Here is a 26576-nt window from a genome sequence, read left to right on the forward strand (position 1 = left end):
TTCCATGTCCAATACTGCTGCTTCCGCCACTTCCCCGCGCAAACGCTGGCCGCTCGCCGTCGCGGTCGTGATCGTCGCCCTGCTTGGCGTCTTTGGCTATCGCGCCATGTCGCCAGCCAGCAAGGTGCCCGATGCCACGTTCACGCTGCTGTCGGGCCAGAAAGTCAGCACGGCCGATCTGAAGGGCAAGGTCTACCTGGTCAACTTCTGGGCCACCAGCTGCGCCACCTGCGTCAAGGAAATGCCGCAGATGATCGACACCTACAAGCAGTTCAAGGACAAGGGCCTGGATTTCGTGGCCGTGGCCATGAACTATGACCCGCCGATGTACGTGGCCAACTACGCCAAGACACGCGAACTGCCGTTCAAGGTGGCCATGGATTCGGACGGCTCGGCGGCCAAGGCCTTTGGCGACGTCCAGCTCACGCCCACCACATTCGTGGTCGACAAGCACGGCAAGATCCTGAAACGCTACGTGGGCGAGCCCGAGTGGGATGCGCTGCACAAGCTGCTGGACGGTGCGCTGGCAAGCGCGGCCTGATTGCCTTCCGTCCCCGGTCGAAAAGGTGCCCAAGCGGCACCTTTTTTGTTGCCCGGACGCCGCGCAGGCACGTGCGGCTTGCCAGTCGAAGCTGTATGGATATACAGTGGGCGCCAGATTTTTCTCAATCCTCCCCTCTGCCCTTCCCGCTGTGCTACCGGATCTCGCCCCTGAAGCCGACGTGCCCGCCGATCTCTCCCCGGAGACGGGCGACGCGGCTGCCTACCTGTCCAAGCTGAATCCGGAGCAGCGCGCCGCCGTGGAATATGCGGGCGAGGCGCCGCTGCTGATTATTGCCGGCGCGGGCTCGGGCAAGACCAATACGCTGGCGCATCGCGTCGCGCACCTGGTGGTGGGCGGCGCCGACCCGCGGCGCATCCTGCTGCTGACGTTCTCGCGCCGTGCGGCGTCCGAGATGGGCCGCCGCGTGGAGCGCATTGTCGATCAGGCGCTGGGCATCCAGTCCGGCGCAGGGCGTGCGGCGCTGCAGTGGTCGGGCACCTTCCACGCCATCGGCGCCCGGCTGCTGCGCGAATACGCCGAGACGCTTGGCCTGGCGCCGAGCTTCACGATCAGCGACCGCGGCGATTCGGCCGACCTGATGCACGTGGTGCGCCACGACCTGGGGCTGTCTGAGCAGGCGTCGCGCTTTCCGCGCAAGGAAACCTGCCTGGCCATCTATTCGCGCGTGGTCAACACCCAACTGCCGATCGAGGTGGTGCTCAAGACCCAGTTTCCGCGCTACGCGATGTGGGCCGACGCGCTCAAGACGCTGTTCGCCGGCTATGTCGAGGCCAAGCAGAAGCAGCAGGTGCTGGATTACGACGACCTGCTGCTCTACTGGGCGCAGGCCATGACCGAGCCCGCGCTGGCGCAGGACATGGGCGCGCGCTTCGACCACGTGCTGGTCGACGAGTACCAGGACACCAACGCGCTGCAGGCGTCGATCCTGCTGGCGCTGAAGCCGCAGGGCCGTGGCCTGACCGTGGTGGGGGACGACGCGCAGTCGATCTACGCCTTCCGTGGCGCCACGGTGCGCAACATCCTGGATTTCCCGACGCAGTTCACGCCGGCTGCCGAACAGGTCACGCTGTCGCAGAACTACCGTTCCACGCAGCCGATCCTGCAAGCCGCCAACGCAGTGATCGGCCTGGCGGCCGAACGCTTCACCAAGGACCTCTGGTCGCTGCGCGAGTCGGCCGAGAAGCCCGGCGTGGTGGTGGTCAACGACGAAGCCGACCAGGCGCGCTTTGTGGTCGAGCAGGTGCTGGCACGGCGCGAATCGGGCCTGGCGCTGATGCAGCAGGCGGTGCTGTTCCGCGCCGCCGACCACAGTGCGCAGGTCGAAATCGAACTGGCCCGGCGCAACATCCCGTTCGTGAAGTTCGGCGGCCTGAAATTTCTGGAATCGACGCACGTGAAGGACGTGATGGCCGTGGTGCGCTGGCTGGAAAACCCGCGCGACCGCATGGCCGGCTTCCGCACGCTGCAGCTTCTGCCCGGTATCGGGCCGAAGACCGCCGCGCGCGTGCTCGAAGGGCTGGAGGCGGCCACCGAGCCTTTGGTGGCGCTGGAGGCCTTCGAAGCCCCACCCGCTGCCGCGCCCGCGTGGGACGACCTGCTGACGCTGGCCCGCACGCTGATGGCGCCCACGTCGCCGTGGCCGTCGGAGTTCGAGCAGGTGGTGGCGTGGTACGCGCCACATCTGGAGCGCATGCACGACGATGCCGCCGCGCGCCAGGCCGACCTGCAGCAGATCGAGCGCATCGCGGCCACCTATGCGTCGCGCGAGCGTTTTCTGACCGAACTGACGCTGGACCCGCCCAGCGCGTCCAGTGACGAATCCGGCGTGCCGTCGCGTGACGAGGACTACCTGATCCTGTCGACCATCCATTCGGCCAAGGGCCAGGAATGGAAGGCCGTGTACGTGCTCAACGCCGTGGACGGCTGCATGCCGTCCGACCTGGCCACCGGCACCACCGAGGAAATCGAGGAAGAACGCCGCCTGCTGTACGTGGCCATGACGCGCGCGCGCGACCATCTCGACGTGATCGTCCCCCAGCGGTTCTACGTGCACAACCAGGTGGGTTTTGGCGACCGCCATGTCTACGCGTCGCGCACGCGCTTCCTGCCGAACCGCGTGATGCCGAATTTCTACAGCCGGTCGTGGCCGCCCCCGCCGATGCCCGGCGAAGGGCAGGACAAGGCGTCCTTGCCGCAGGTCGATCTGGCATCCCGCATGCGCAACATGTGGAAATAGGCGGCCATCAGGCCAGCGCCACCCCCGCCTGACCCACCACTTCCACCAGCGCCCCGTCGCGCAGCAGCGCGGCCACGCGTTCGATCTCGTCGGTCATGTAGCGGTCCGTGTCCAGGAACGGCACGTGTTCGCGTACGAAGGCGAAGACCGCGCGGCCGGCTGGCGACAGGTGCTCGACCGCGCCGGCCAGTTCCGCCGCCTGGCACGCGGCCAGCAGCTCCAGCGCCAGGATGTACTGGTTGTTGTCGAGGATGCGGCGCGCGTTGCGGGCCGAGATCAGCCCCATGCTGACCACGTCCTGGTTGTCGCCGTTGGACGGCACGCTCTGGATGCTGGCCGGGCTGCAGATCGTGCGGTTCTCGGCCACCAGCGCCGTGGCCGGGTACTGGGCGCCGGCAAAGCCGCACGACAGGCCTTCGTTGGCGGCGGCCAGGAAGGCCGGCAGGCGATTGTTCAGGTGCGGGCTCAGCAGGCGGTTCAGGCGGCGTTCGGCCATCACGCCCAGTTGCGTGGCGGCGATGGCCAGGAAGTCCATCGCGAAGGCCACCTGCTGGCCGTGGAAATTGCCGCCGTGGAACAGCGCGTCATCGTCAAAGAACAGCGGGTTGTCGTTCGATGAATTGAGTTCGCGCGTCACCACGTTGGCACAGTGATCCAGCGTATCGCGCACGGCGCCGAGCACCTGCGGGATGCAGCGCAGCGTGTAGGCCTTCTGGATGAACACGCCCGTGCCGGTGTTCTTTTCGTCGCCGGCGCGATGCTTCATCTCCGCGCTGAGCGTGTCGTGCCCGGCCAGCCGCGTCGAGCCGGCCAGCAGCGCGCGCAGGTTGGCGGCGGAGCTGACCTGGCCCGGGTGTGGCTTGGCGATGTCGTGGCCGTGCGCCATGAACGCATCGGCCGATGCCGACAGCCCTTCCAGCGCCAGCGCCGCAATCGCTTCGGCCTGCCGGACCTGCGCGAGCAGCGTCTCCAGCAGCAGGCACGACACCCCAGTCATGGCGGAAGTGCCATTGATCAGCGCCAGCCCTTCCTTGTACGCCAGCGTGATCGGGGCAATGCCGTGCTGTCGCAGCACGTCGGCAGTGGGCGCCGTGCCGCCATCGGCGGTCAGCACCTTGCCTTCGCCGATCAGCGTGATGGCCACGTGCGACAGCGGCGCAAGGTCGCCGCTGGCACCGAGCGATCCCACCTGCGGCACGGCCGGCGTGATGCCGGCGGCCAGGTATTTGAGCAGCTGCTCGATCACCACCGGGCGCACCGCCGAATAGCCACGCGACAGCGCGTTGGCGCGCGCCACCATCATGGCCCGCACTTCATCGCGCGAGAACAGCGGCCCCACGCCGGCGCAGTGGCTGCGCAGCAGGTTCTCCTGCAGCGCGCGGCCGTGCTCGATATCGACCCAGTTGTGGACCAGTTCGCCAAACCCGGTGGACACGCCGTAGATCGGCACATTGGTGGCTGCCACTTGCTCGAAGCGGGCCCGGGCGTCGCGCACCTTGTCGAGGACGTCGGCAGGAACTTGCGCGGTCAACTTGCCTTGGGCGATGGCGGCGACGGCTTCGGGGCGGAGCTGGTAGCCGTCGATGGCGGCTTGGGATGCGGTGTCGGTCATGGGGCGTGCGGTAGGGATCAAGGCAGGGGCGAGAGTGTACCGCGCCCGATTCGCCCTGCCGCAGCCGTTACAGTCCGTAGCGTTTGATCTTGTCGTAGAGCGTCGCCTTGCCCACTTGCAGCAGATCGGCGGCCTGGCTGACGGCGCCGCCCGTGCGCGCGAGCGTATCGGCGATCACGGCGCGCTCGTAGCGCTCCATCCGCTCGCGCAGCGGAATCGATTCGTCGCCGCCTTCGGCCTTGCCGGCATGGCCGCCCTCGGGCACGCCCAGCACCAGGCGGTCTGCCGCATTGCGCAGCTCGCGCACATTGCCGGGCCACGGGCGTTGCATCAGCTGCTGGCGCTGCATCTCGGACAGGATCGGCGCCGGCCGCTGGTAGCGCACGGCCGCCACCAGCATGAAGTGCTCGAACAGCGGCACGATATCCTCGCGACGCTCGCGCAGCGGCGGCAGCGGAATCGTCACCACATTGAGGCGGTACAGCAGATCCTGCCGGAACGTGCCCTGCGCCACCAGCGACTCCATGTCGCCCTTGGCGGCGGCGACGATGCGCACGTCGATCGGCAGCGATGCGTTCGAGCCCAGCCGCTCCAGCGTGCCTTCCTGCAGCACGCGCAGCAGCTTCACCTGCAGCGCCAGCGGCATGCTCTCGATCTCGTCCAGGAACAGTGTGCCGCCCGACGCATGTTCGAGCTTGCCGATGCGGCGCTTGCCTGCCCCCGTGAACGCGCCCGCCTCGTGGCCGAACATCTCGCTTTCGAAGATCGATTCCGGCACCGCGCCGCAGTTCAGCGCGATGAATGGCGCGTCGCGGCGCGTGGACAGCGCGTGCAGGCTGCGCGCCACCAGTTCCTTGCCGGTGCCGGTCTCGCCGTTGATCATCACCGGCACATCGGTTTCGGCCACATTGGCGATCAGCCCTCGCACCTGGCCAATGGCCGGCGACCGGCCGATGATGCGCGTGCCGGCCGCCGGGCCGGCCAGTTCACGGCGCAGCGCCACGTTTTCGAGTTCCAGTGCGCGGCGCTCCAGCGCCCGGCGCACGGTATCGGTCAGGCGGTCCGCGCCGAAGGGTTTCTCGATGAAGTCGTAGGCGCCCTCGCGCATCGCCTGCACCGCCATCGTAATATCGCCATGCCCGGTCACCAGGATCACCGGCAGGCCTGGCGCCACGTTGCGGCAGTGGTGCAGCAGGTCCAGCCCCGACGCGCCGCCCAGGCGCACGTCGGTCACCAGCACGCCCGGGAAGTCGGCGCTCAGGTGCGGCATCGCGGCCTCGGCCGACGGCAGCGCCAGCACCGAGAATCCGGCCAGTTCCAGGCTCTGTGCCGTGGCCTGGCGCACCAGCGGTTCGTCTTCGACAAACAGCACGCGCAACCCGTCTTGCATCGCAATCATTTCGCTTTTCCTCATCACGCCGCCACGGGCTGGCGCGCCCGCCGCAGCGTCACCACAAATTCCGCGCCGCCGCCTTCGGCATCGCCGGCCACCAGCTGGCCGCCGAACTCGCGCACGATCGACGACGAGATGGCCAGCCCGAGCCCCAGGCCCTGGCCGATTTCCTTGGTCGTGTAGAACGGCTCGAACAGGCGCGGCAACGCGTCCGGCGCTATGCCGGTGCCATTGTCGCGCACCGCGATACGTACCTGCTCGTCGGTGGCAGCGACGTCGATGTCCACCCGGCCATCGGGGCGGCCCACGGCGGTAATGGCGTCGAGCGCGTTGCCCACCAGGTTCAGCAGCACCTGTTCGAGCTTCAGTTCGTCGGCCCACACGGCCAGGTCGGCGGACTCGCCGTCCAGCCCGCGTATGCGCAGCATCACCTGGCCCAGGCGCGGGGCGATCAGCTGCAGCACATGATCCAGCGCGGCACGCACACGCACGGCATTGCGGCGCTGGCGTGCCTTGCCGGCAAACAGCTTGAGCTGGCCCGTGATCTTGCCCATGCGCTCGGTCAGGTCGGCGATGGCCGACAGGTTGCCCGTCGCGGCATCGAGCTGCCCACGCTCCAGCAGCACCCGGGTGTTGTCGGAGAACGTACGCAGCGCCGCGAGCGGCTGGTTGAGTTCGTGCGTGATGCCCGCCGCCATCTGGCCCAGCGCGGCCAGCTTGCTGGCCTGCACCAGTTCGTCCTGGGTCGCGCGCAATTCGCCTTCGGCGCGCGTGCGCTCGGCCACCTCGCCTTCGAGCTGTTCGTTGATGGCCATCAGGTCGGCGGTACGCGCTTCGACGCGGCGCTCCAGCTCGTCGTAGGCGGCTTCCAGCAGGCGGCGGCTGTACAGCATGTCGCGCGCGCGCTGGCGGCGCTGGCGCAGGTTCACCAGCAGCAGGCAGATGCACGCGTACGCCAGCGCGGCGCCGATGGTCGCGCTGCGGGCATTGGCCAGCACCGGGTCCAGCGGCGCCATGACCTGCATGTTCCATCCGGCCGGGCCTACCGTGCGGTTGATTTCAAGGTAGCGGTCGCCGCCGGTGTCGGCCAGGCCGAAGCCCAGGCCCGCACCCTCCCCGCCATCGGCCGCGCCCTCGCCATCGCGCCGGCCGGTCGGGCCTACCCGCACCAGCCGCTGGCCATCGGACAGCGTGTTGTCGGCCAGCCAGCGCATGACGGGCGACGCCAGCGACTGCATCGGCAGCGGCGTGACGTCCACATCGTGGTACTGGCGCGTGCGATGCAGTTCGGCCTGCAGCGCCGGCGGCAGCGGCCGCAGCGTGCGGTACTGCCAGCCGGGCACCGACGACAGGAAGATCACGCCGTGGTCGTCGGACACCATCAGCGGCTCGCCCCGGCCCGAGCCGGCGCGTTGGAACCATTCCAGGTTCAGCTTGACCACCGTCACGCCGATCACCTTGCCGCCGGCCTCGATCGGCTGGGCGATGTAGTAGCCCGGTTCGTCGCTGGTCACGCCAATGGCATAGAAGCGGCCCACCTCGCCGCGCGAGGCCATCTGGAAATACGGACGGAAGCGATAGTCGGTGCCGACGAAGCTGCCCGGCTCGCCGTGGTTGCTGGCGGCCAGCGCCAGGCCGTTCGCGGCGATCACGTAGGTGGCCGATGCCCGGGCGCGCCGGTTGACCTCCACCAGGTAGTCATTGACGGCCGCGATGCGTGCCGGGTCTTGCGGCGACGCCAGCAGCGCACGCACGGACGGGTGCAGCGACACCAGCGCAGGCAGGAATTCGTAGCGGTCGAGCGTGGATTCGAGGGTGCCGGCGTACCGGTCGGCACGCATGGCCGTGGACTGCTGCAATGCGACGATGCCGCGCTGCACCGACAGCAGCCAGGTCAGCGTGCACAGCACCAGCAGGCCGGCCAGCAGCGCAACGGCAAAGCCCCACCAGCGCGAACTGTGCTCCGGCGCGTGCACGGAGTCAGGCGGTGCGGGGTCATGCACGGCAAGGAAGTCGTCGGAATGGGGCATCGGCGCGGGCGAAAGCTCTCGCGCCGATGATACCCGCTGGCCGCCCTGGGGGGCTCCCGAGCCAGCGGAGGGATGCTGCGGGGTGCCCGCGACGCCGTTCAGCGGGTCGGCGGGCACCTGGCCAGACATGTCAGGCGCTGGCGTCGGCGAGTTCGACGTTGTCATCGCCACCACCGCGCAGTACGCGGTTCAGGCGGGCGCGGTCAAGCTCGCGTTCCCAGGCCGACACCACCACGGTGGCCACGCCATTGCCGATGATGTTGGTCAGCGCGCGGCATTCGCTCATGAACCGGTCGATGCCCAGGATCAGCACCATGCCGGCCACCGGGATGGTCGGCACCACGGCCAGCGTGGCCGCCAGCGTGATGAAACCCGAACCGGTCACGCCGCTGGCGCCCTTGGACGTCACCATTGCCACGGCCAGGATGGTCAGCTGCTGCATCAGGGTCAGCTCGATGTTCGTCGCCTGGGCGATGAAGATCACGGCCATCGTCATGTAGATGTTGGTGCCGTCCAGGTTGAACGAGTAACCGGTAGGCACCACCAGGCCGACCACCGACTTCGAGCAGCCCAGCTTCTCCATCTTCTCCATCAGGTGCGGCAGCGCGGCTTCCGACGAGCTGGTACCCAGCACGATCAGCAGTTCCTCCTTGATGTACGCGACGAAGCGGATGATCGAAAAGCCGGTCAGGCGCGCCACGGTACCCAGCACCACCAGCACGAACACGACGGCGGTGAAGTAGAACGTGCCGATCAGCTTCAGCAGCGGAATCAGCGAACCCAGGCCGTACTTGCCGATCGTGAAGGCCATGGCGCCGAACGCGCCGATCGGGGCCACCTTGGTGATCACGTGCACGATGTGGAAGAACACCTTCGACACCTGGTCGACCATGTCGTGGATGATCTGCGCGCGGTCGCCGATGATGGCCAGGGCCGAGCCGAAGAACAGCGAGACCAGCAGGATCTGCAGGATGTCGCCATTGGCGAACGCGCTGAAGATCGTGTCCGGGATGATGTGCATGAAGAACTCGACCGTGCTCTGGCCGTGGGCCTTCGACACGTACTGCGAGATCGTCTTGGTGTCCAGCGTGGCCGGATCGATGTTGAAGCCCACGCCGGGCTTCAGCACGTGCGATGCGATCAGGCCGATCAGCAGCGCGAACGTGGACACGATCTCGAAGTACAGCAGCGCCTTGCCGCCCACGCGGCCCACCTTCTTCATGTCGCGCATGCCGGCAATGCCGGACACCACGGTACAGAAGATGATCGGGCCGATGATCATCTTGATCAGCTTGATGAACGCGTCACCCAGCGGTTTCATTTCCACGCCGGTGGCCGGCGCGAAATGTCCCAGCAGGATGCCCACGGCAATCGCGAACAGGACCTGCACGTACAGGATCTTGTAAAAGGGTTTCCTCATGATGTCGTCCTCGGTGTTTTGACCGGTGCCGGGCGCTCGGAAGGCGCCCACGTTGCACGCCTGGCCCGCGATGAGCGGGCGGCGCGTCTGGAAGTAACTATTTGCAACAGCCGTGCCACGCACGCCGGCGCGGCCAAGTCCTTGATTTGCAAGAGAAGACATCAGTACCGGCGGGCGGATCGATCCGGGAGTCCGGAAATCCGGAATCGGTGCCTCCGGGAATTCGGACGGCTACCGGCCGATTTCGTCCCAAAAAGTGCCGCGTCAGGCACGTGTGAGGCCGTCTCCGGCCGCCGGAGCCCCCGCCGGATGGCCACGCGCATCGCGATTTCCGGCATTCCGGGCAGCGCCGCCGCGCGGAACGGCGCGCGCGACCACGTATAATTCCGAGCTTCCTCGATTCATGCCGCGCCAGGCGCCCGCGTTACCGCGGTCCGGCGCCACGCAGTCCAGTTCGCCGCCATGAGCAGCTACTACAAGCACCACGTTTTCTTCTGCCTGAACCAGCGCGACGACGGCAAGGCCTGCTGTGCCGACCACAATGCGAAGGCCATGCAGGAATACGCCAAGAAGCGCTGCAAGGAACTGGGCATCGCCGGCGCCGAAGGCCGCGTGCGCATCAACAAGGCCGGCTGCCTGAACCGGTGTGAACTTGGTCCGGTGCTGGTGGTCTACCCCGAGGCCGTCTGGTACACCTTCGTCGACGAGCAGGACATCGACGAGATCATCGACAGCCATCTGATTCACGGCAAGCCCGTCGAACGCCTGATGGTCGATCGCTGATCCGGTACCCGCCGGGCCGTGCCGGGCCGCCTGCCCGGTTTTTTGTTGTGCCGCTTTTGTCGTGCCGCTTTTGTCGTGCTGTTGTCGCCGAACCTTCCTGCCCTCTCGCCATGAACGCGCATACCCAGGTCACCACCATCGCCGGCCCCGTCGGCGCCATCGACATCTCGATCGATCTGCCGCAGAACGAGCCGGTGCGTGGCCTGGCGCTGGTGGCGCATCCGCACCCGCTATTCGCCGGCACCAAGGACAACAAGGTGGCGCAGACGCTGGCACGCACGTTCGTGGCGCTGGGCTATGCCACGGTGCGGCCGAACTTCCGCGGCGTGGGCGGCACGGCCGGGGAGCATGACCAGGGCATCGGCGAGCAGGACGACCTGCTGGCCGTGATCGACTGGATGCGCACCCAGACCGCGTGGTCGCCGGACGTGGCCGCGCTGCCGCTGGCGCTGGGCGGCTTCTCGTTCGGCAGCTTCGTGCAGACGCACGTGGCACGCCGCCTGGCCGAAGCGGGCACGCCCGCGCAGCGGCTGGTGCTGGTGGGCACGGCCACCAGCCGCTGGGACGTGGCCACCGTGCCGGCCGACACCATCGTGATCCACGGCGAACAGGACGACACCGTGCCGCTGGCCAGCGTGCTGGACTGGGCCCGTCCGCAGGAACTGCCGGTCATCGTCATTCCCGGCGCTGACCACTTTTTTCACCGCAAGCTGCACCTGATCAAGCAGCTTGTCGTCAATGCGTGGGAACGGTGAACCGTCCCGCCCGCGCCATCCCTTTATCGTTGGAACACTACCCATGCTGAACAGAGCCACGCCGCATTTCGCATCCGCCCTTGCTCCCGTTGCCGTCGCCGCAACGCTTGCCACCGTGCTTGCCGCCGCCCCCGCCGCCGTCCTGGCGCAGGGCGTGCCGATGCCGCAGGTGGCCGCCAAGTCGTGGATGCTGTACGACGTGACCAGCGGCCAGGCCCTGGCGTCGCAGAATGCCGACCTGCGCATCGAGCCCGCGTCGCTGACCAAGCTGATGACCGCCTACCTGGTGTTCGAGGCGCTCAAGGAAAAGCGCCTGACGCTGGACCAGACCGTCACGCCGACCGAGATCGTGCGCAAGGTCAAAAGCGATGAATCGCGCATGTTCATCGAGGCCGGCAAGCCGGTCAGCGTGAACGACCTGCTGATGGGCCTGATCGTGCAGTCGGGCAACGACGCGTCGCTGGCGCTGGCCGAGGCCGTGGGCGGTTCGGAAGAAGGTTTCGTGGCGATGATGAACCGCGAAGCGCAGCGCATGGGCATGAAGGGCACGCACTTCACGAACACCGACGGGGTGCCCGATCCGAACCACTACACCACGGCGGTCGACCTGGCCACGCTGTCCACGCGCCTGATCAAGGACTTCCCCGAGTACTACGGAATGTACTCGCAGAAGGAGTTCACCTATAACAAGATCAGGCAGCCCAACCGCAACCGCCTGCTGTACATCGACCCGACCGTGGACGGTCTGAAGACGGGCCACACCAAGTCCGCCGGCTACTGCCTGATCTCGTCGGCCCAGCGCCCGCTGGCCAATGTGCCGAATGGCACGCGCCGGCTGGTGTCGATCGTGATCGGCACGGCCACCGAGCAGATCCGCACCCAGGAAAGCCTGAAAATCCTGAACTACGGCTTCCAGTTCTTCGACACGCTGCGCCTGTACGACAAGGGTCAGGTGCTGGCCACGCCCGACATCTACAAGGGCCGCGCCAGCACGGTCAAGATCGGGGTGGCCAACGAGACGTTCGTGACGGTGCCCAAGGGCACGGGCGGCCGCCTGAAGCCGGTGCTGGAGCGCCAGGAACTGCTGATCGCCCCGATCGCCGCGGGCCAGCAGGTGGGCACGGTCAAGCTGATGGACGGCACCAACAAGGTGGGCGAGTTCCCGGTGGTGGCACTGGAGGAAGTGCCCGAGGCGGGCTTCTTCGGCCGGCTGTGGGATACGATCCGCCTCTGGTTCAAGCGCAAGTAAGCGCAAGCAGGCGCAATGGAGCGCGCACAAGGTTACGCAAGATGACGACAGATTCCAGCAACGGTCCGCTGATCCCGGGTGACATCCCGCCCGAGCAGTCGCTGATCGAATACCCGAGCGAATTTCCGATCAAGGTCATGGGCGCCATGCAGGACGGCTTTGCCGAGGCCATCGTGACGCTGATCCAGGAATTCGACCCGAACTTCCACGCCGGCAAGATGGAGATGCGTCCGTCGCGCAACGGCAATTACCTGGGGCTGACCGTGACCGTGTACGTCACGAGCCGCGAGCATCTGGACAGCGTGTACCGTGCGCTGACGTCGCACCCGATGGTCAAGGTGGTGCTGTAACCACATGAACGTCATCACCCTGAAGCCCGGCAAGGAAAAATCCCTGCTGCGGCGCCACCCGTGGGTCTACGCCACGGGCATCGCCTCCACCGAAGGCCGCTGCGAGGCGGGCTCGACCGTGGTCGTCCGCAGCGCGGATGGCCGCTTCCTGGCGCGCGGCGCCTACAGCCCCGAATCGCAGATCCGGGTGCGCGTATGGACATTCGACGAAAACGAGCCGGTCGACCACGCCATGTTCAAGCGCCGCGTGTCGGCCGCGCTGGCCCACCGCCAGCGTTGGGTCAGTGACACCAGCGCGGTACGCCTGATCTTCGGCGAATCCGACCGCCTGCCGGGCCTGATCGTCGACTACTACGGCCAGGGCGAGACCGGGCAGCTGGTCTGCCAGTTCAACGCCGCGGGCGTGGAGCAGTGGAAGGACGCGCTGGTCCAGGCGCTGATCAAGGAAACCGGCTGCCCTAACGTCTATGAGCGCTCCGACGCGGCCGTGCGCCAGCGCGAAGGGCTGGAACTGGTCACCGGCGTGCTGGCCGGTGCCGAGCCCGATCCGCAGCTGTCGGTGACCGAACACGGCGTGCGCTACTACGTGGACGTGCGCAACGGCCACAAGACCGGCTTCTATGTCGATCAGCGCGACAACCGCAAGCTCGTGGGCGACCTGGCCGAGGGCCGCGACGTGCTGAACTGCTTCTGCTACACGGGCGGCTTCTCGCTGGCCGCGCTGCGTGGCGGTGCGAAGTCGGTGACGTCGATCGATTCGTCGGGCGAGGCGCTCAAGATCGCGGCCAGCAACGTGACGCTGAACGGCTTCGACGCCGGGCGCGCCACCTGGCTCGATGCGGACGTGTTCAAGATGCTGCGCGAGTTCCGCGCCGAAGGCCGCCAGTTCGACCTGATCGTGCTGGACCCGCCCAAGTTCGCCCCGTCGGCCCAGCACATCGACCGTGCCGCGCGCGCCTACAAGGAAATCAACCTGGTCGGCATGCAGCTGCTGCGCCCTGGCGGCCTGCTGTTCACGTACTCGTGCTCCGGTGCCATCAGCATGGAGCTGTTCCAGAAGATCGTGGCCGGCGCCGCCACCGATGCCCGCGCCGACGCACGCATCCTGCGCCGCCTGTCGGCCGGCACCGATCACCCGATGTCGGCGGCCTTCCCCGAAGGCGAATACCTGAAGGGTCTGCTGCTGGAAAAGATCTAGTCGGGCCGGGAAACGCGTCCGGTGACGGGTTTTCCGGAATTGCCTCGGAACTGTCTTCCGGTGGTCACATTCACTGCCTAAGATTCGTCTCACGGTAAGGCATTGGCAGGTGCCTGACCGTCTCTTCTTATCAGTCTTCGTGGTAATCGCCCCGCTAACCCAGCGGGGCTTTTTTTGCCCGTCGCCCTTCTTTCTCCCCTCTCCCACTGCATGGGATAGGGGAGCGCATCGCTGCCGGCATCGCATAGACTGGAGCCTCTACCCCGACTCCGCGCCCCAGCGAAACTCCCTATAATCGAACGACCGTGCATTTCGCACCGCTTGTCCGCGTCATTTCATCAGACGGATTCGAGGAGACACCATGCCTGCCGCCAAACACATTCCGCCAGCCCTGCAGAACCTTGCCCTGCCCGTCATTGCGTCGCCAATGTTCATCGTCAGCTATCCCGAACTGGTGCTGGCCCAGTGCAAGGCCGGCATCGTCGGATCGTTTCCGGCGCTCAACGCGCGCCCGGCCGAGTTGCTCGACGAATGGTTGACGCAGATCCAGGAAGAACTGGCGGCATTCGGGGCGGCCAATCCCGGCAAGCCCGTCGGCCCGCTGGCCGTGAACCAGATCGTGCACGCGTCCAACGCGCGGCTGGAACATGACGTGAAGGTGTGCGTGGAGCACAAGGTGCCGATCTTCATCACGTCGCTGCGGGCGCCGCCCAAGGAAATGATCGACGCCGTGCACAGCTACGGCGGCATCGTGCTGCACGACGTCATCAACCTCCGCCACGCCGAAAAGGCCATCGAGGCCGGCGTGGACGGACTGATCCTGGTGGCGGCCGGCGCCGGCGGCCATGCCGGTACGCTGTCGCCGTTCGCGCTGGTCGGCGAAGTGCGCAAGATCTTCGACGGTCCGATCGCGCTGTCCGGATCGATTGCCACCGGCGATGCCGTGCTGGCCGCCCAAGCCATGGGCGCGGACTTCGCCTACGTGGGCACGCGCTTCATCGCGTCGCAGGAAGGCCATGCCAGCGCCGAGTACAAGCAGTCGATCACCAGTTCGGCCGCTTCGGACATCATCTACACGAACCTGTTCACGGGCGTGCACGGCAACTACATCCGCGAGAGCATCGTCAATTCGGGCCTGGACCCCGAAGACCTGCCCGTGGCCGACAAGAGCAAGATGGATTTTTCGAGCGGCAGCTCGAAGGCCAAGGCCTGGAAGGACATCTGGGGTGCCGGCCAGGGCGTGGGCCAGATCCACGACATTCCCACCGCCGGCGAGATCGTGGCGCGCATGAAGGCCGAGTACGATGCGGCGCGCGCCCGGCTGGGGCTGGTAGCATAAGGGCGTTTTGGCGCCCCTTTTCCTGAACCGTTGCCTTCTTCCGACCCCGAAACACCGACCGGCCCCGCCGACCTGCCCGGCACGCTCACGCACCGGGAGCGCGTGATCCGCGCATTCTGGGTCACGCTGGGCGTCATCAGCCTGGTGCTCGGCTTTATCGGCATCTTCCTGCCGCTGCTGCCGACCACGCCGTTCGTGCTGCTGGCGGCCGCGTGCTTTGCGCGCGGGTCGGAAAAATTCCACAACTGGCTGATCACGCACGAGCGATTCGGGCCGCTGGTGCGTGACTGGCAGACCCACCGCAGCATTCCGTTCCGCGCCAAGTGCCTGGCGCTGTCGATGATGTGGACGTCGATGAGCATCACGGCCTGGCTGCTGCGCGCACGGCCCGTGTCGTCGCTCACGCTGATCGCCATCGGCATCGCCGTGACGGTCTGGATGGTACGGCTGCCCACACGGCCGCGCGGCGGCTATCCCGAGGCCAGCGACGGTCCGTCGTCGCAAGCGTAGGGCCGCCGCCGGCCCTGAGCCACGCCAATCAGTCGTAGCTGCGCGCGTCCTCGATCGATTTGCCGTCCTGCGGCAGCGACCCGGGCGGGACGAAGCGCACCTCTCCCCGCAGCCGCATGACCTCGCGCATCGAATCGGCCACGGCAAGCGCCAGGCCCTCGTCGATGCGCGTGGTATCGCAATGGAGCGTCATCACGTCGACACCGATCGTGCCGGTCACCACCAGCCGCGCCGCGCGGATTTCGGGGTGGCGCCGCACCACTTCGGCCACCTGCCCCGGATGCACGAACATGCCCTTGACCTTGGTGGTCTGGTCGGCGCGCCCCAGCCAGCCCTTCAGCCGGATATTGGTCCGCCCGCACGGGCTGGCGCGGTGCGACGATTCGGCCACGATGGCCGACAGATCGCCGGTGCCGAAACGGATCAGCGGGTAGTCGCCGTTGCCGAGCACGGTGACCACCACCTCGCCCACCTCGCCTTCGGGCATCGGCTTCGTGCCCCCCGGCTCGACGATCTCGACCAGTACGCCTTCGTCCACCACCCAGCCGTCGCCGCCGTCGGTCTCGAAGGCGATCAGTCCGACATCGGCCGTGCCGTACATCTGGCGCGCCGTGACGCCGTGGTCCTGCAGCCAGCCCCGCAGCGCGGGCGGGCAGGCCTCGCCCGACACCAGTGCCTTGGACAGGCTGGTGCACGGCAGCCCCATCTCGTCACCTTTCTCGATCAGCAGCTTCAGGAACGAGGGCGTGCCCGCGTAGGCGGTGGGCTGCAGGCTGGCCAGCGCCTGCACCTGCGATTCGGTCTGGCCGACGCCCGCCGGGAACACGCAGCACCCCAGCTTGTGCGCGCCCGATTCCATCATCATCCCGGCCGGCGTGAAGTGATACGAAAACGTGTTGTAGACCAGTTCGCCGGACCGGAAGCCGGCCGCGAACATCGCGCGCGCCGTGCGCCACCAGTCGGCGGCAAAGCCATCGGGCTCGTGGATCGGCCCCGGCGACTGGAACACATGGCGCAGGCCGCCCAGCGCCGTGGCATTGAGCCCGCCCAGCGGCGGCACCACGCGCTGGCGCGCACTCAGTTCGGACTTGCGCGTGACCGGCAGCAGCGCCAGCGCATCGCGCGAGGTGATCTCGCGTGCATCGAAGTCGCCCAGGATTTCGGCAAAATACGGTGCATGTGCCTGCGCATGCGCGACCTGGCGCGCCACGGCGGCAAGCAGCGCGGCCTCGCGCTCCGCAGGCGCGCGCGTCTCCAGCGAATCGAAGTATTCAGCCATATCGGTGTCCAGGGGAGATTCAGGCCAGCCAGCGTTTGCGGCGGCGATAGCTTTTCACGTCGCGGAACGATTTGCGCGCGCCGCCTTCGGCGTCGTTGGCGGCCACGCCCAGGTAGAACTCCTTGACATCCTCGTTGGTGCGCAGCGATTCGGCTTCGCCATCCATCACCACGCGGCCGTTTTCCAGGATGTAGCCGTAGTCGGCATAGCGCAGCGCCACCATCGTGTTCTGCTCGGCCAGCAGGAAGCTCACGCGCTCGCGCGAGTTCAGGTCGCGCACGATCTCGAAGATCTCCTCCACGATCTGCGGCGCCAGGCCCATCGACGGCTCGTCGAGCAGGATCATCGACGGCTTGGCCATCATGGCCCGCCCAATCGCGCACATCTGCTGCTCGCCCCCCGAGGTATAGCCAGCCTGCGACTTGCGGCGCGTCTTCAGGCGCGGAAAGTAGTCGTAGATCTTCTCCAGCGCGTCGCGCGTCTCGCCACGCGACAGGCCGCGCGTATAGGCCCCGGTCAGCAGGTTTTCCTCGATGGTCAGGTGCGCGAAGCAGTGGCGGCCTTCCATCACCTGGATCACGCCGCGCTTGACCAGGTCGTTGGGCGTGAGCTGGTCCACGCGCTGGCCGCGGTACTCGATCGATCCCTTGGTGACATCGCCCCGCTCGGCATGCAGCAGGTTCGAGATGGCCTTGAGCGTGGTGGTCTTGCCCGCGCCGTTGGCGCCCAGCAGCGCCACGATGCGGCCCTCTGGCACATCGAGCGACACGCCCTTGAGCACCAGGATCACGTGGTCGTAGATGACTTCGATGTTGTTGACGGATAGAAGGGTCATGTCTTGTCCCTGTACTGGTTTTACTCCCCTCTCCCAAAGCAACGGGAGAGGGGAGTAAAACCGATGGTGCTTCAGATGCTGCTGATCCGCTCCCCTCTCCCACTTGTGGGAGAGGGGTTGGGGGAGAGAGCCCGGCGCATCAAGACTCGGCATGTCGCAATTTGAGCCTCAATACCCTCTCCCCCGGCCCCTCTCCCGCACAGCGGGAGAGGGGAGAAAACCGTCGGCAAGCCGACACTACGACTTCATGCAGGCTGGCGTGATGCCCTTCTCCTTCGCGTACTGCGCGGCCGTGGCCTTGAACAGCGGATGGATCAGGTTCTTGTTGCCTTCGATCCAGTCCGACACCACCACCCACTTGGTGCCGTCCCACTGCTGGATCTTGACCTTGCCCGATCCCTCGTGGTTATCGCAGCTGGTCTTGATCTCTGGCAGCAGGCCCGTGGCGCCCAGTTGCTGCAGGCGCGCGCTGGTCAGGTTCAGATTCTCGAAGGCCCAGCGCATCTCGTCGCCGGTCATGACCTTGCCCTTGCCGAACTTGGCCTGCGCCACGCGGATCGCCTCCACCGTCACCACCGCCGCCGACACGCCGCGGTTATAGAGCACCGAGCCCACCTTGTTGCGGTCCTGCATGTTGCCCTTGTTGGCGCCGTAGACCACCTTCTCGATATCGGCGATCAGCGGCACGCTCTTGCCCGCCACGTTCCACGTGGCGCTCATGTAGCCCTTGGCGGCGTCGCCGGCCGGCGTGGTGTCTTCCTCGGAGCCGGCCCACCACGACCCGATCATCTTTTCGCGCGGGAAGCCCACCTTCTGGGCCGCCTTCAGCGCGGTCTGGTTCATTACGCCCCAGCCCCAGAAGATCACGTAGTCGGGATTTTCCTGACGGATCTTCAGCCACTGCGCGCCCTGCTCGTTGCCCGGGTGCGCCACCGGAATCTCCACCAGGTTGAACTTGCCGAGCCGGGCCTCGGCCTCCAGCGCGACGATCGGTTCCTTGCCGTAGGCCGAGTCGTGATACAGGTAGACGATCTTCTTGCCGGCCAGCGACCCGCCGTTCTTCGACGCCAGATACTTGACGATGGCCGACACCTGCATCTGGTACGTGGTGACCAGCGGGAACGCGTACGGGAACACCGAGCCATCCACGGCATCGGTGCGGCCATAGCCCATCATCACCAGCGGCACCTTGTCGGCGGCGGTCTTGTCGACCAGCGCGTACGAAATGCCGGTAGACATCGTGTGGTAGGCGGTGCCCTTGCTCTGGCCGTTCTTGGCCTTCAGGCGCTCGTAGCACTCGACGCCCTTGGCGTTGTTGTACTCGGTCTCGCACTCTTCCCACGACAGCTTCACGCCGTTGACGCCCCCCTCCTTGAGGTTGACGTAGTTCAGGTAATCGACAAATCCGCCATAGAACGATTGACCGTTCGAGCCATACGGGCCGACGCGGTAGCTGGGCAGCGCCACGAACTGGTCATTGGCCTGCGCCAGGGCCGGCAGGGCCGGCGCCAGCAGCGCAGCCGCGACGCTGACCACCAGGGCGGCGCGCTGCACATTGCGGAATACGGTTGTCATCACAGTCTCCTTCACCTCGAACGGGCGTTGTTATGGGAACGACTAATGCGGGAATGGCCAGAGGCGCAGCTTCTCCTTGGCAATCTGCCAGAGCCGGGCCAGGCCATGTGGCTCGACGATCAGGAAGAAGATGATCAGCGCGCCGAATACCATGAGCTGGATATGCGACACCGTGGCGTTGGTGAACGGCAGGTGCAGCAGCGCGGCCAGCGTCGGCAGCACGTTATCGAGAAAGATCGGCAGCAGCAGGATGAATGCCGCGCCCAGGAACGACCCCAGGATGCTGCCCACCCCGCCGATGATGATCATGAACAGGATGCGGAACGACAGGTCCAGCGAGAAGCCGTCCGGCTCCACCGATCCCAGGTAGCAGAACGCGTACAGCGCCCCGGCCACGCCGCAGTAGAACGAGCTGACGGCGAAGGCCAGCAGCTTGGTACGCATCAACGGGATGCCGATGACCTCGGCGGCCACGTCCATGTCGCGCACGGCCATCCAGGCGCGGCCCGTGGCCGAGCGCACCAGGTTCTTGGCCAGCATCGCCAGCACCGTGACGATGGCCAGCAAGAACAGGTACTTCCGGATCGGGGTATCGATCGCCACGCCGAACAGGTCCAGCCGCTGCGCCGTGATCACGCCCGACGAACTGTTGTTCGAGAACCAGGGGAACTTGGTCAGCGCCCACACCACGAAGAACTGCGCGGCCAGCGTGGCCACGGCCAGGTAGAAGCCCTTGATCCGCAGCGACGGCAGCCCGAATGCCACCCCCACCAGTGCCGACGACAGTCCGGCCAGGATGAACGTCAGCACCACCGGAATGCCTTCGATCCGTAGCTGGAAGTTGTAGGCCGCATAGGCCCCCACGGCCATGAAGGCCGCCGTGCCCAGCGACAGCTGTCCGGCATAGCCGGTCAGGATGTTCAGGCCCAGCGCCGCCAGCGAGAAGATCAGGAACGGCGTCAGGATGGCGTTGAACCAGTATTCGCTGCCCGCGAACGGGATGACGACAAACGCCACCACCATCAACAAAGCAAAGAAAATACGATCTTGCCGGATCGGGAAGATCTGGCTGTCGGCAACGTAGCTGGTCTTGAACTGTCCGGATTCGCGGTAGAGCATGAAATTCTCCGATCTCGGCATGCGTGACGGCAACGCGGATGGGGTGGCTTGCGGCCGCCGCTGCGCGACTTCAATTTGCTGCGCTATACGCGGTCGATGTGTTTTTCTCCGAACAGCCCCTCTGGCCGCACGAGCAGGAACAGCAACGCAAACACATACGGGAACCAGCCTTCGATCCCGCCGAAGTTGCCCCCGAACGCCGACTGGAACACGGGCGGGATATAGATCTCGGCCAGCTTTTCCGATGCGCCGATGATCAGCCCGCCGACGATGGCGCCCGGCACCGACGTAAAGCCGCCCAGGATCAGCACCGGCAGCGCCTTGAGCGCGGTCAGCGTCAGCGCGAACTGCACCCCGTTGCGCGATCCCCACAGCATGCCCGCCACCAGCGCGACAAAGCCGGCCACGCCCCAGACGATGGCCCAGATGTTCTGCAGCGGAATGCCCAGCGACAGCGCCGCCTGGTGATCGTCGGCCACCGCGCGCAGCGCGCGGCCCACCTTGGTGTACTGGAAGAACAGCGCCAGCACCGCCACCAGCACGGCGGCAATCAGCGCGGCGGCCAGGTCGAACTTCGACACCACGATATTGAAGTGGGTCAGGATCGAATCGATGGGCTCATCGACGATGCCCAGCTGGATCGGCCGCACCTCGTTGCCGAACAGCAGCGGTCCCAGGCCTTCCAGAAAAAACGACAGGCCGATGGTGGCCATGAACAGCGTGATCGGCGGCTGGTTCACCAGCTTGCGCAGCACCAGGCGCTCGGTGCTCATGCCGACCACGATCATGACGACAAAGGCGCCGATCACGGCCGCCCACATCGGCAGGCCCTTGTCCATCAGCCCCACCACCGCCAGCGCGGCAAAGTACACCATCGCCCCCTGCGCGAAGTTGAACACGCCCGACGCCTTGTAGATCAGCACGAAGCCCAGCGCCACCAGCGAGTACATCAGCCCCGAGAGCAGCCCGCCGATCAGGATTTCGAAGAAGAATGTCATCGTAGTTTCCTGATTTCTTCAGTGGGAAGTACCCAGGTAGGCCTTGATCACGTCGGGGTTGGCCTTGACCTCGGCCGGCGTGCCGTCGCCGATCTTCTTGCCGTAATCGAGCACCACCACGCGGTCGGAGATATCCATGACCACGCCCATGTCGTGCTCGATCAGTACGATGGTGGTGCCGAACTGCTGATTCACGTCCAGGATGAAGCGGCACATGTCCTGCTTCTCTTCCACGTTCATGCCGGCCATCGGCTCGTCCAGCAGCAGCATCGACGGTTCCGCCGCCAGCGCGCGCGCCAGTTCCACCCGCTTCTGCAGCCCGTACGGCAGGCGCCCCACCGGCGTCTTGCGGATGGCCTGGATTTCCAGGAAGTCGATCACTTCCTCGACCTTGCGGCGATGCCGCATTTCCTCGGCGCGCGCCGGGCCCCACCACAGCGCATGCGCCAGCAGGCCGGTGCGGAACTGTGTGTTGCGGCCCGTCATGATGTTGTCGAGCACGGTCATGCCCTTGAACAGCGCGATGTTCTGGAACGTGCGCGCGATGCCCTGGCGGGCGGCGGCCGTCGGATGCATCTTGCGGCGCTCCTGCCCCCGGAACACGATGCGGCCCTGCTGCGGGTGATACACGCCGTTGATCACATTCAGCATCGAACTCTTGCCGGCGCCGTTCGGGCCGATGATGGCGCGGATCTCGTGCTCGCAGACATCGAACGAGATATCGGTCAGCGCCTTCACGCCGCCAAACGATAGCGAGATGTTCTGCAGGTCCAGAATCACGTCGCCGCGCGTGCTGGCGTGGGCCGGGGCGTCGGGCCGATGGGCGTCGCCGGTGCGCGGGCTGTCGCCGTGGAGGGTGTCCGCGTGGCCGGGCGGGGCGAGGGTGCCGGGCGACGCCATGGCGCCCGTGGCATCGACGCGGCTCATGCCGCCCTGCCACGCTGTCTGGGTTGCCGTCATCTGTGCGTCTCCCTGTCTCACGCCGCGCGCGCGCCGCCCACGGGCGGGAATCGCTTGACGTCCACCAGCTTCAGCGTGGCCGACACACTGCCCTCGCGGCCATCCTCGAACTTCACGCGCGTGTCGATGAACTGCTCCGGCTTGCCCGCGAACAGCGCGTCCACCAGCACCGCGTATTTCTCGGCGATAAAGCCACGCCGCACCTTGCGCGTGCGCGTCAGTTCGTCGTCATCGGGGTCCAGCTCCTTGTGCAGGATCAGGAAGCGCGCCACCTGCGAGCCGGCCAGCATCGCGTCGGCAGCCAGGTCGGCGTTCACCTGCTCCACGCATTCGGCAATCATGGCGATGACATCGGGCTGGCCCGCCAGGTCCACGTAGCCGGCGTACGGCAGGTGACGGCGCTCGGCCCAGTTGCCCACCGCATCGAAGTCGATATTGATGAACGCGCAGACGCGGTCACGGCCGGTGCCAAACGCCACCGCTTCCTTGATGTACGGGAAGAACTTGAGCTTGTTCTCGATGTACTTGGGCGCGAACATCGACCCGTCGGCCAACTTGCCCACGTCCTTGGCGCGGTCGATGATCTTCAGGTGCCCGTCGGCATCGATCACGCCGGCGTCGCCGGTCATGAAGTAGCCCTCGTCGTTGATGGCCTCGCGCGTGGCATCGTCGCGCTTGTAGTAGGCCTTGAGCAGCCCCACGCCGCGCACCAGCACCTCGCCGTTGTCGGCGATGCGGATCTCCATGCCCGGCGCGGCCGGCCCCACCGAATCGAACTTCACCTGCCCGTCCGGCTGCAGGCACACATAGGCGCAGGTCTCGGTCTGGCCGTAGAACTGCTTCAGGTTGATGCCGATCGACCGGTAGAAGCGGAACAGGTCCGGCCCGATGGCCTCGCCCGCCGTGTAGCCCACGCGGATACGGCTCATGCCCAGCACATTGCGCAACGGGCCGTAGATTAGAATTTCGCCAATTCCGTAGCGCAGGCGATCCAGCGCCGGCACGGGCCGCTTGTCCAGGATGTCCGATCCGCACCGGCGCGCCACGCTCATCGCCCAGTGGAACAGCCGGCGCTTCACCCAGCCCGCGTCTTCCATGCGGATCATGACCTGCGTGAGCAGCCCCTCATAGATCCGTGGCGGTGCAAAGTAGTAAGTGGGGCCGATCTCGCGCAGGTCGGTCATCACGGTTTCGCGCGATTCCGGGCAGTTCACGGTGAAGCCGGCCACCATGGCCTGCGCGTACGAGAACAGGTTGTCGCCTACCCAGGCCATCGGCAGGTACGACAACACGTCGTCATCGGCGCCGAGCCCGTCGAACTGGCAGCCGTTGCGCGCGGCACCAATCAGACCGGCATGCGCATGGCAGACCCCTTTCGGCTTGCCGGTGGTGCCCGACGTATAGAGGATGATCGCGGTGTCATCGGGCGCGCCGGCCTGCACCTGCGCATCGTAAAAACCTGGATTTGCGCGATCGAATTCGCGGCCGATTTCCTGCACGCGTGCGTAAGACAGCAACGACGGATGATCGTAGTCGCGCAGCCCGCGCGGGTCTTCGTAGATGACGTGGCGCACGGCGCGGCCGCGCGACGCCAGCTGCGATTCCACTTCGAGCAGCTTGTCGACCTGTTCCTGGTCTTCGACGATGGCGAACTCGATCTCGGCGTCGTCGAGCACGTAGACCATCTCGCCCGCGATGGCGTCCTGGTAGAGCGGCACGGGCACGCCACCCAGCGCCTGCGCGGCGGTCATCGCCCAGTACAGGCGCGGACGGTTGTCGCCGACCACGGCCAGGTTCATGCCCCGGCGAAAGCCCAGCGCCGCCAGGCCGCAGGCCAGCGCGCGCACCTCGGCCGCTGCCTGCTGCCAGCTGTAGGTCTGCCAGATACCGAGATCCTTCTCGCGATAGGCCGGATGATCGGGCCGCTGCCGGGCATGCGCCAGCAGCCATCGCGGAAAGGTCGTTGCCGACGATTCCTGCATCGCTGTCTCCTCTCCCCTTCGGATGGCCTAGGGACCATGCCGGGTATCAAGCCGCCAGACCGGTCGCTATACTGGGCGCCTTGTCCGGTGCGACGATTGCCGCACCGCATCACGCCCGCCTTGCCTTGTTGGGTGAGGAATGCTGGCAGGGGCGGTTCCGGGTGATCGTAAGATAGCCGATGCCATTCCGCCGGGTTGTCGCGCCGGCGACAATTCCGGGTTAATCCCTACGGGAGCGCAATGCCTGCCGCCGACCCCTTCTCGTTCATCGACCGCTGTGCCTGGGCCGCCGACCTGAGCCCGGAACAGCGCGACCGTGTCAAACGTGTCATGACCGTGCGCGAATACGCACAAGGTGATTACGTCTGTCACAAAGGTGAAATGGCCGAGCACTGGCTGGGCGTGGTGGAAGGCATCGTCAAGATCACCACCGTGTCGCCGTCGGGCAAGTCGGTCACCTTCACCGGCGTGCCCACCGGCGGCTGGTTCGGCGAAGGCGCAGTGCTCAAGCAGGAGATCCGCAAGTACGACGTGATGGCGCTGCGGCGTTCGCGTATCGCTTTCGTCCCACGCGAGACTTTTCAGTGGTTGCTGGATACCAGCCTGCCGTTCACGCGCTTCCTGCTGATGCAGTTCAACGAGCGGCTCGGCCAGTTCATCGCGGCGGTCGAATACGAACGGCTGCTCGACATCGATTCGCGCGTGGCCCGCGCCGTCTCATCGCTGTTCAACGAACACCTGTATCCCAGCATCGGCTCGACACTGGAAATTTCGCAGGAAGAGATCGGCCTGCTGGCCGGCATTTCGCGCCAGCGTGCCAACCAGGCCCTGAAGGTGCTGGAACAGCAGGGCCTGGTGCGCGTGGACTATGGCGTGATCGACGTGCTCGACCTGGAGGGGCTGCGACAGTACGGGGAGTAGTGGTTTCTTCCTTTCCCGCAAGGCGGGAAAGGGGAGCAAACAATCGGTGAACGACGCCTACTTGCTGTACACGTACACGCCACGGCCGGTCTTGCGGCCCAGGTAGCCCGCGGCCACCATTTCGCGCATCAGCATCGCCGGGCGGTACTTCGGATCGGCGAACTCGGTGTACAGCACTTCCATCACCGCCAACATCGTATCCAGGCCAATCATGTCGGCCAGGGCCAGCGGGCCGATCGGATGGTTGCAGCCCAGCTTCATGCCTTCGTCGATCTCTTCCGGCGACGCCAGGCCTTCGCCCAGCACGCAGAACGCCTCGTTGATCATCGGGCACAGGATGCGGTTGACCACGAAACCGGGGCTGTTCTTGACCGTGATCGGGTACTTGCCCAGTTGCTTCGCCAGGGCCTCGACATCGGCGTGCGCGGCGTCGCTGGTCTGCAGGCCCCGAATCAGCTCCACCAGGGCCATCATCGGCACCGGGTTGAAGAAGTGCATGCCGATGAAGCGGTCGGCGCGCGAAGTCACGGCGGCCAGCTTGGTGATCGAGATCGACGACGTGTTCGACGCAATGATCACGTCCGGGCCAACGATGCCGTCGATCTGCTTCAGGATCTTGACCTTCAGGTCGAAGTTTTCCGTGGCGGCCTCGATCACGATGTCGGCGCGCTTCAGATCGTCGTACGACGTGCTGCCGTGGATGCGCGCGAGCGCGGCCGCCTTGTCGGCCTCGGTCGCCTTTTCCTTCTTGATCAGGCGGTCCATGCTGCCGGCCACCGTGGCGATGCCCTTCTGCACCGCGGCGTCGCTGATATCGACCATCACCACGTCCAGGCCCGCCACCGCGCAAGCCTGCGCAATGCCGTTGCCCATCGTGCCGGCACCCACGATGCCCACTGTCTTGATTGCCATGTCTCGCTTCCTTGCTATTTCACTGATTGGATTGGTCTGCTTGATTCGGTGCGGCCGGGGTGCGGCTGAACGACGGCCGTTCAGCCCTGCAGCTTCGCCAGGGCCGCCACCACGCGTGCGGCATGCTGCTTGAGCAGTTCCATGTCCTGCTGCTGGCGGGCATGGCCGCGCAGGGACTGGTCCGCATAGCGCGGCACGATATGGAAATGCACGTGCGGCACGGTCTGGCCGGCCGCGGCGCCGTTGAACTGGCTGATCACCACGCCGTCGGGCTGGAAGGCCTCGCGCACGGCGCGCGCCACGATCTGGGTGGCGCGGATCGCCGCGGCCGCGCCCTTTTCGGAAAGGCCGAACAGATCCACGGCAGCCTCCTTCGGCACCACCAGTGCGTGGCCGTCGGACTGCGGCATGATGTCCATGAACGCGATGGCGTCGGCGTCCTCGTAGATCTTGAAGCACGGGAGTTCGCCACGCAGGATGCGGGCGAAGATGTTGTTGCTGTCGTACTCGGCTTGCATGGGTGTCTCGGGAATGGATGGCCTGACGGCGACGGAG

Annotated in this window: 23 protein-coding genes; 10 read left to right on the top strand and 13 right to left on the bottom strand. The window is 66.3% G+C overall.

From position 1 onward, the window contains the following. Positions 1 to 4: 4 nt before the first annotated feature. The gene (locus AC3G88_RS23165; protein ID WP_488894020.1) at positions 5 to 541 is read left to right on the top strand and encodes a TlpA disulfide reductase family protein; all 537 of its coding nucleotides are present in this window, start codon (positions 5 to 7) and stop codon (positions 539 to 541) included. Positions 542 to 692: 151 nt separating this feature from the next. Then, complete coding sequence (locus tag AC3G88_RS23170) at positions 693 to 2801, top strand: ATP-dependent helicase (protein ID WP_488894021.1); 2109 nt, start codon at positions 693 to 695, stop codon at positions 2799 to 2801. Between the two features lie 7 nt (positions 2802 to 2808). On the opposite strand, the gene cmdF is transcribed toward AC3G88_RS23170, so the two are convergent. From cmdF to AC3G88_RS23190, 4 genes are all read right to left on the bottom strand, one after another. Further along, positions 2809 to 4413, bottom strand: a complete 1605-nt coding sequence (gene cmdF / locus AC3G88_RS23175; RefSeq protein ID WP_488894022.1) for a tyrosine 2,3-aminomutase — start codon at positions 4411 to 4413, stop codon at positions 2809 to 2811. A gap of 67 nt (positions 4414 to 4480) precedes the next feature. Next, positions 4481 to 5803, bottom strand: a complete 1323-nt coding sequence (locus AC3G88_RS23180; RefSeq protein WP_488894053.1) for a sigma-54-dependent transcriptional regulator — start codon at positions 5801 to 5803, stop codon at positions 4481 to 4483. Positions 5804 to 5826: 23 nt separating this feature from the next. Further along, a complete protein-coding gene (locus AC3G88_RS23185) occupies positions 5827 to 7836 on the bottom strand; it encodes a sensor histidine kinase (RefSeq protein WP_488894054.1) in 2010 nt (669 codons plus the stop codon). Positions 7837 to 7966: 130 nt separating this feature from the next. Next, positions 7967 to 9256: a dicarboxylate/amino acid:cation symporter gene (locus tag AC3G88_RS23190; RefSeq protein WP_488894023.1), complete on the bottom strand. Its 1290-nt coding sequence runs from the start codon at positions 9254 to 9256 to the stop codon at positions 7967 to 7969. A 462-nt stretch (positions 9257 to 9718) separates the two neighbouring features. Between AC3G88_RS23190 and AC3G88_RS23195 the strand changes: the two genes are divergently transcribed. The 7 genes from AC3G88_RS23195 (at position 9719) to AC3G88_RS23225 (ending at position 15440) form a co-directional block, all read left to right on the top strand. Then, positions 9719 to 10039 carry a (2Fe-2S) ferredoxin domain-containing protein gene (locus tag AC3G88_RS23195; protein ID WP_092603084.1) on the top strand — a complete coding sequence of 107 codons (321 nt, stop codon included), beginning with the start codon at positions 9719 to 9721 and terminating at the stop codon, positions 10037 to 10039. 110 nt (positions 10040 to 10149) lie between these two features. Then, positions 10150 to 10794: an alpha/beta hydrolase gene (locus tag AC3G88_RS23200; RefSeq protein ID WP_153949046.1), complete on the top strand. Its 645-nt coding sequence runs from the start codon at positions 10150 to 10152 to the stop codon at positions 10792 to 10794. Between the two features lie 43 nt (positions 10795 to 10837). Continuing rightward, on the top strand, positions 10838 to 12043 hold the full coding sequence (locus tag AC3G88_RS23205) for a D-alanyl-D-alanine carboxypeptidase family protein (protein WP_153949047.1): 1206 nt from the start codon (positions 10838 to 10840) through the stop codon (positions 12041 to 12043). Positions 12044 to 12084: 41 nt separating this feature from the next. Next, positions 12085 to 12393 carry a DUF493 family protein gene (locus tag AC3G88_RS23210; RefSeq protein ID WP_092603078.1) on the top strand — a complete coding sequence of 103 codons (309 nt, stop codon included), beginning with the start codon at positions 12085 to 12087 and terminating at the stop codon, positions 12391 to 12393. A 4-nt stretch (positions 12394 to 12397) separates the two neighbouring features. After that, on the top strand, positions 12398 to 13591 hold the full coding sequence (locus AC3G88_RS23215; RefSeq protein WP_488771439.1) for a class I SAM-dependent rRNA methyltransferase: 1194 nt from the start codon (positions 12398 to 12400) through the stop codon (positions 13589 to 13591). A 361-nt stretch (positions 13592 to 13952) separates the two neighbouring features. After that, complete coding sequence (locus AC3G88_RS23220) at positions 13953 to 14930, top strand: NAD(P)H-dependent flavin oxidoreductase (protein ID WP_488894024.1); 978 nt, start codon at positions 13953 to 13955, stop codon at positions 14928 to 14930. Between the two features lie 30 nt (positions 14931 to 14960). Further along, positions 14961 to 15440 (top strand): YbaN family protein, encoded by a 480-nt coding sequence (locus AC3G88_RS23225; protein WP_488894025.1) that lies wholly within the window; start codon positions 14961 to 14963, stop codon positions 15438 to 15440. Positions 15441 to 15468: 28 nt separating this feature from the next. Here AC3G88_RS23225 and AC3G88_RS23230 read toward each other — a convergent pair whose 3' ends face one another. The 7 genes from AC3G88_RS23230 to AC3G88_RS23260 form a co-directional block, all read right to left on the bottom strand. Further along, positions 15469 to 16719, bottom strand: a complete 1251-nt coding sequence (locus AC3G88_RS23230; protein WP_488894026.1) for a phenylacetate--CoA ligase family protein — start codon at positions 16717 to 16719, stop codon at positions 15469 to 15471. A 19-nt stretch (positions 16720 to 16738) separates the two neighbouring features. Further along, positions 16739 to 17554 carry an ABC transporter ATP-binding protein gene (locus tag AC3G88_RS23235; protein ID WP_400393760.1) on the bottom strand — a complete coding sequence of 272 codons (816 nt, stop codon included), beginning with the start codon at positions 17552 to 17554 and terminating at the stop codon, positions 16739 to 16741. A gap of 237 nt (positions 17555 to 17791) precedes the next feature. Then, entirely contained in the window at positions 17792 to 19129 is a 1338-nt protein-coding gene (locus tag AC3G88_RS23240; RefSeq protein ID WP_488771443.1) for an ABC transporter substrate-binding protein, read from the bottom strand. A gap of 42 nt (positions 19130 to 19171) precedes the next feature. Beyond that, on the bottom strand, positions 19172 to 20248 hold the full coding sequence (locus AC3G88_RS23245) for a branched-chain amino acid ABC transporter permease (protein WP_488894027.1): 1077 nt from the start codon (positions 20246 to 20248) through the stop codon (positions 19172 to 19174). A gap of 83 nt (positions 20249 to 20331) precedes the next feature. Further along, on the bottom strand, positions 20332 to 21246 hold the full coding sequence (locus tag AC3G88_RS23250) for a branched-chain amino acid ABC transporter permease (protein WP_488771444.1): 915 nt from the start codon (positions 21244 to 21246) through the stop codon (positions 20332 to 20334). 18 nt (positions 21247 to 21264) lie between these two features. After that, positions 21265 to 22206: an ABC transporter ATP-binding protein gene (locus AC3G88_RS23255; RefSeq protein WP_488894028.1), complete on the bottom strand. Its 942-nt coding sequence runs from the start codon at positions 22204 to 22206 to the stop codon at positions 21265 to 21267. Between the two features lie 17 nt (positions 22207 to 22223). Continuing rightward, complete coding sequence (locus tag AC3G88_RS23260) at positions 22224 to 24188, bottom strand: AMP-dependent synthetase/ligase (protein ID WP_488894029.1); 1965 nt, start codon at positions 24186 to 24188, stop codon at positions 22224 to 22226. 240 nt (positions 24189 to 24428) lie between these two features. On the opposite strand from AC3G88_RS23260, the gene AC3G88_RS23265 reads away from it, so the two are divergent. Next, on the top strand, positions 24429 to 25109 hold the full coding sequence (locus AC3G88_RS23265; RefSeq protein ID WP_153949055.1) for a Crp/Fnr family transcriptional regulator: 681 nt from the start codon (positions 24429 to 24431) through the stop codon (positions 25107 to 25109). 57 nt (positions 25110 to 25166) lie between these two features. Here AC3G88_RS23265 and AC3G88_RS23270 read toward each other — a convergent pair whose 3' ends face one another. After that, a complete protein-coding gene (locus AC3G88_RS23270; RefSeq protein ID WP_400393989.1) occupies positions 25167 to 26021 on the bottom strand; it encodes a 3-hydroxybutyryl-CoA dehydrogenase in 855 nt (284 codons plus the stop codon). Positions 26022 to 26101: 80 nt separating this feature from the next. Then, on the bottom strand, positions 26102 to 26539 hold the full coding sequence (locus tag AC3G88_RS23275; RefSeq protein WP_153949057.1) for an HIT family protein: 438 nt from the start codon (positions 26537 to 26539) through the stop codon (positions 26102 to 26104). Positions 26540 to 26576 lie beyond the last annotated feature (37 nt).

The organism is Cupriavidus sp. 86D6, from assembly GCF_057815095.1.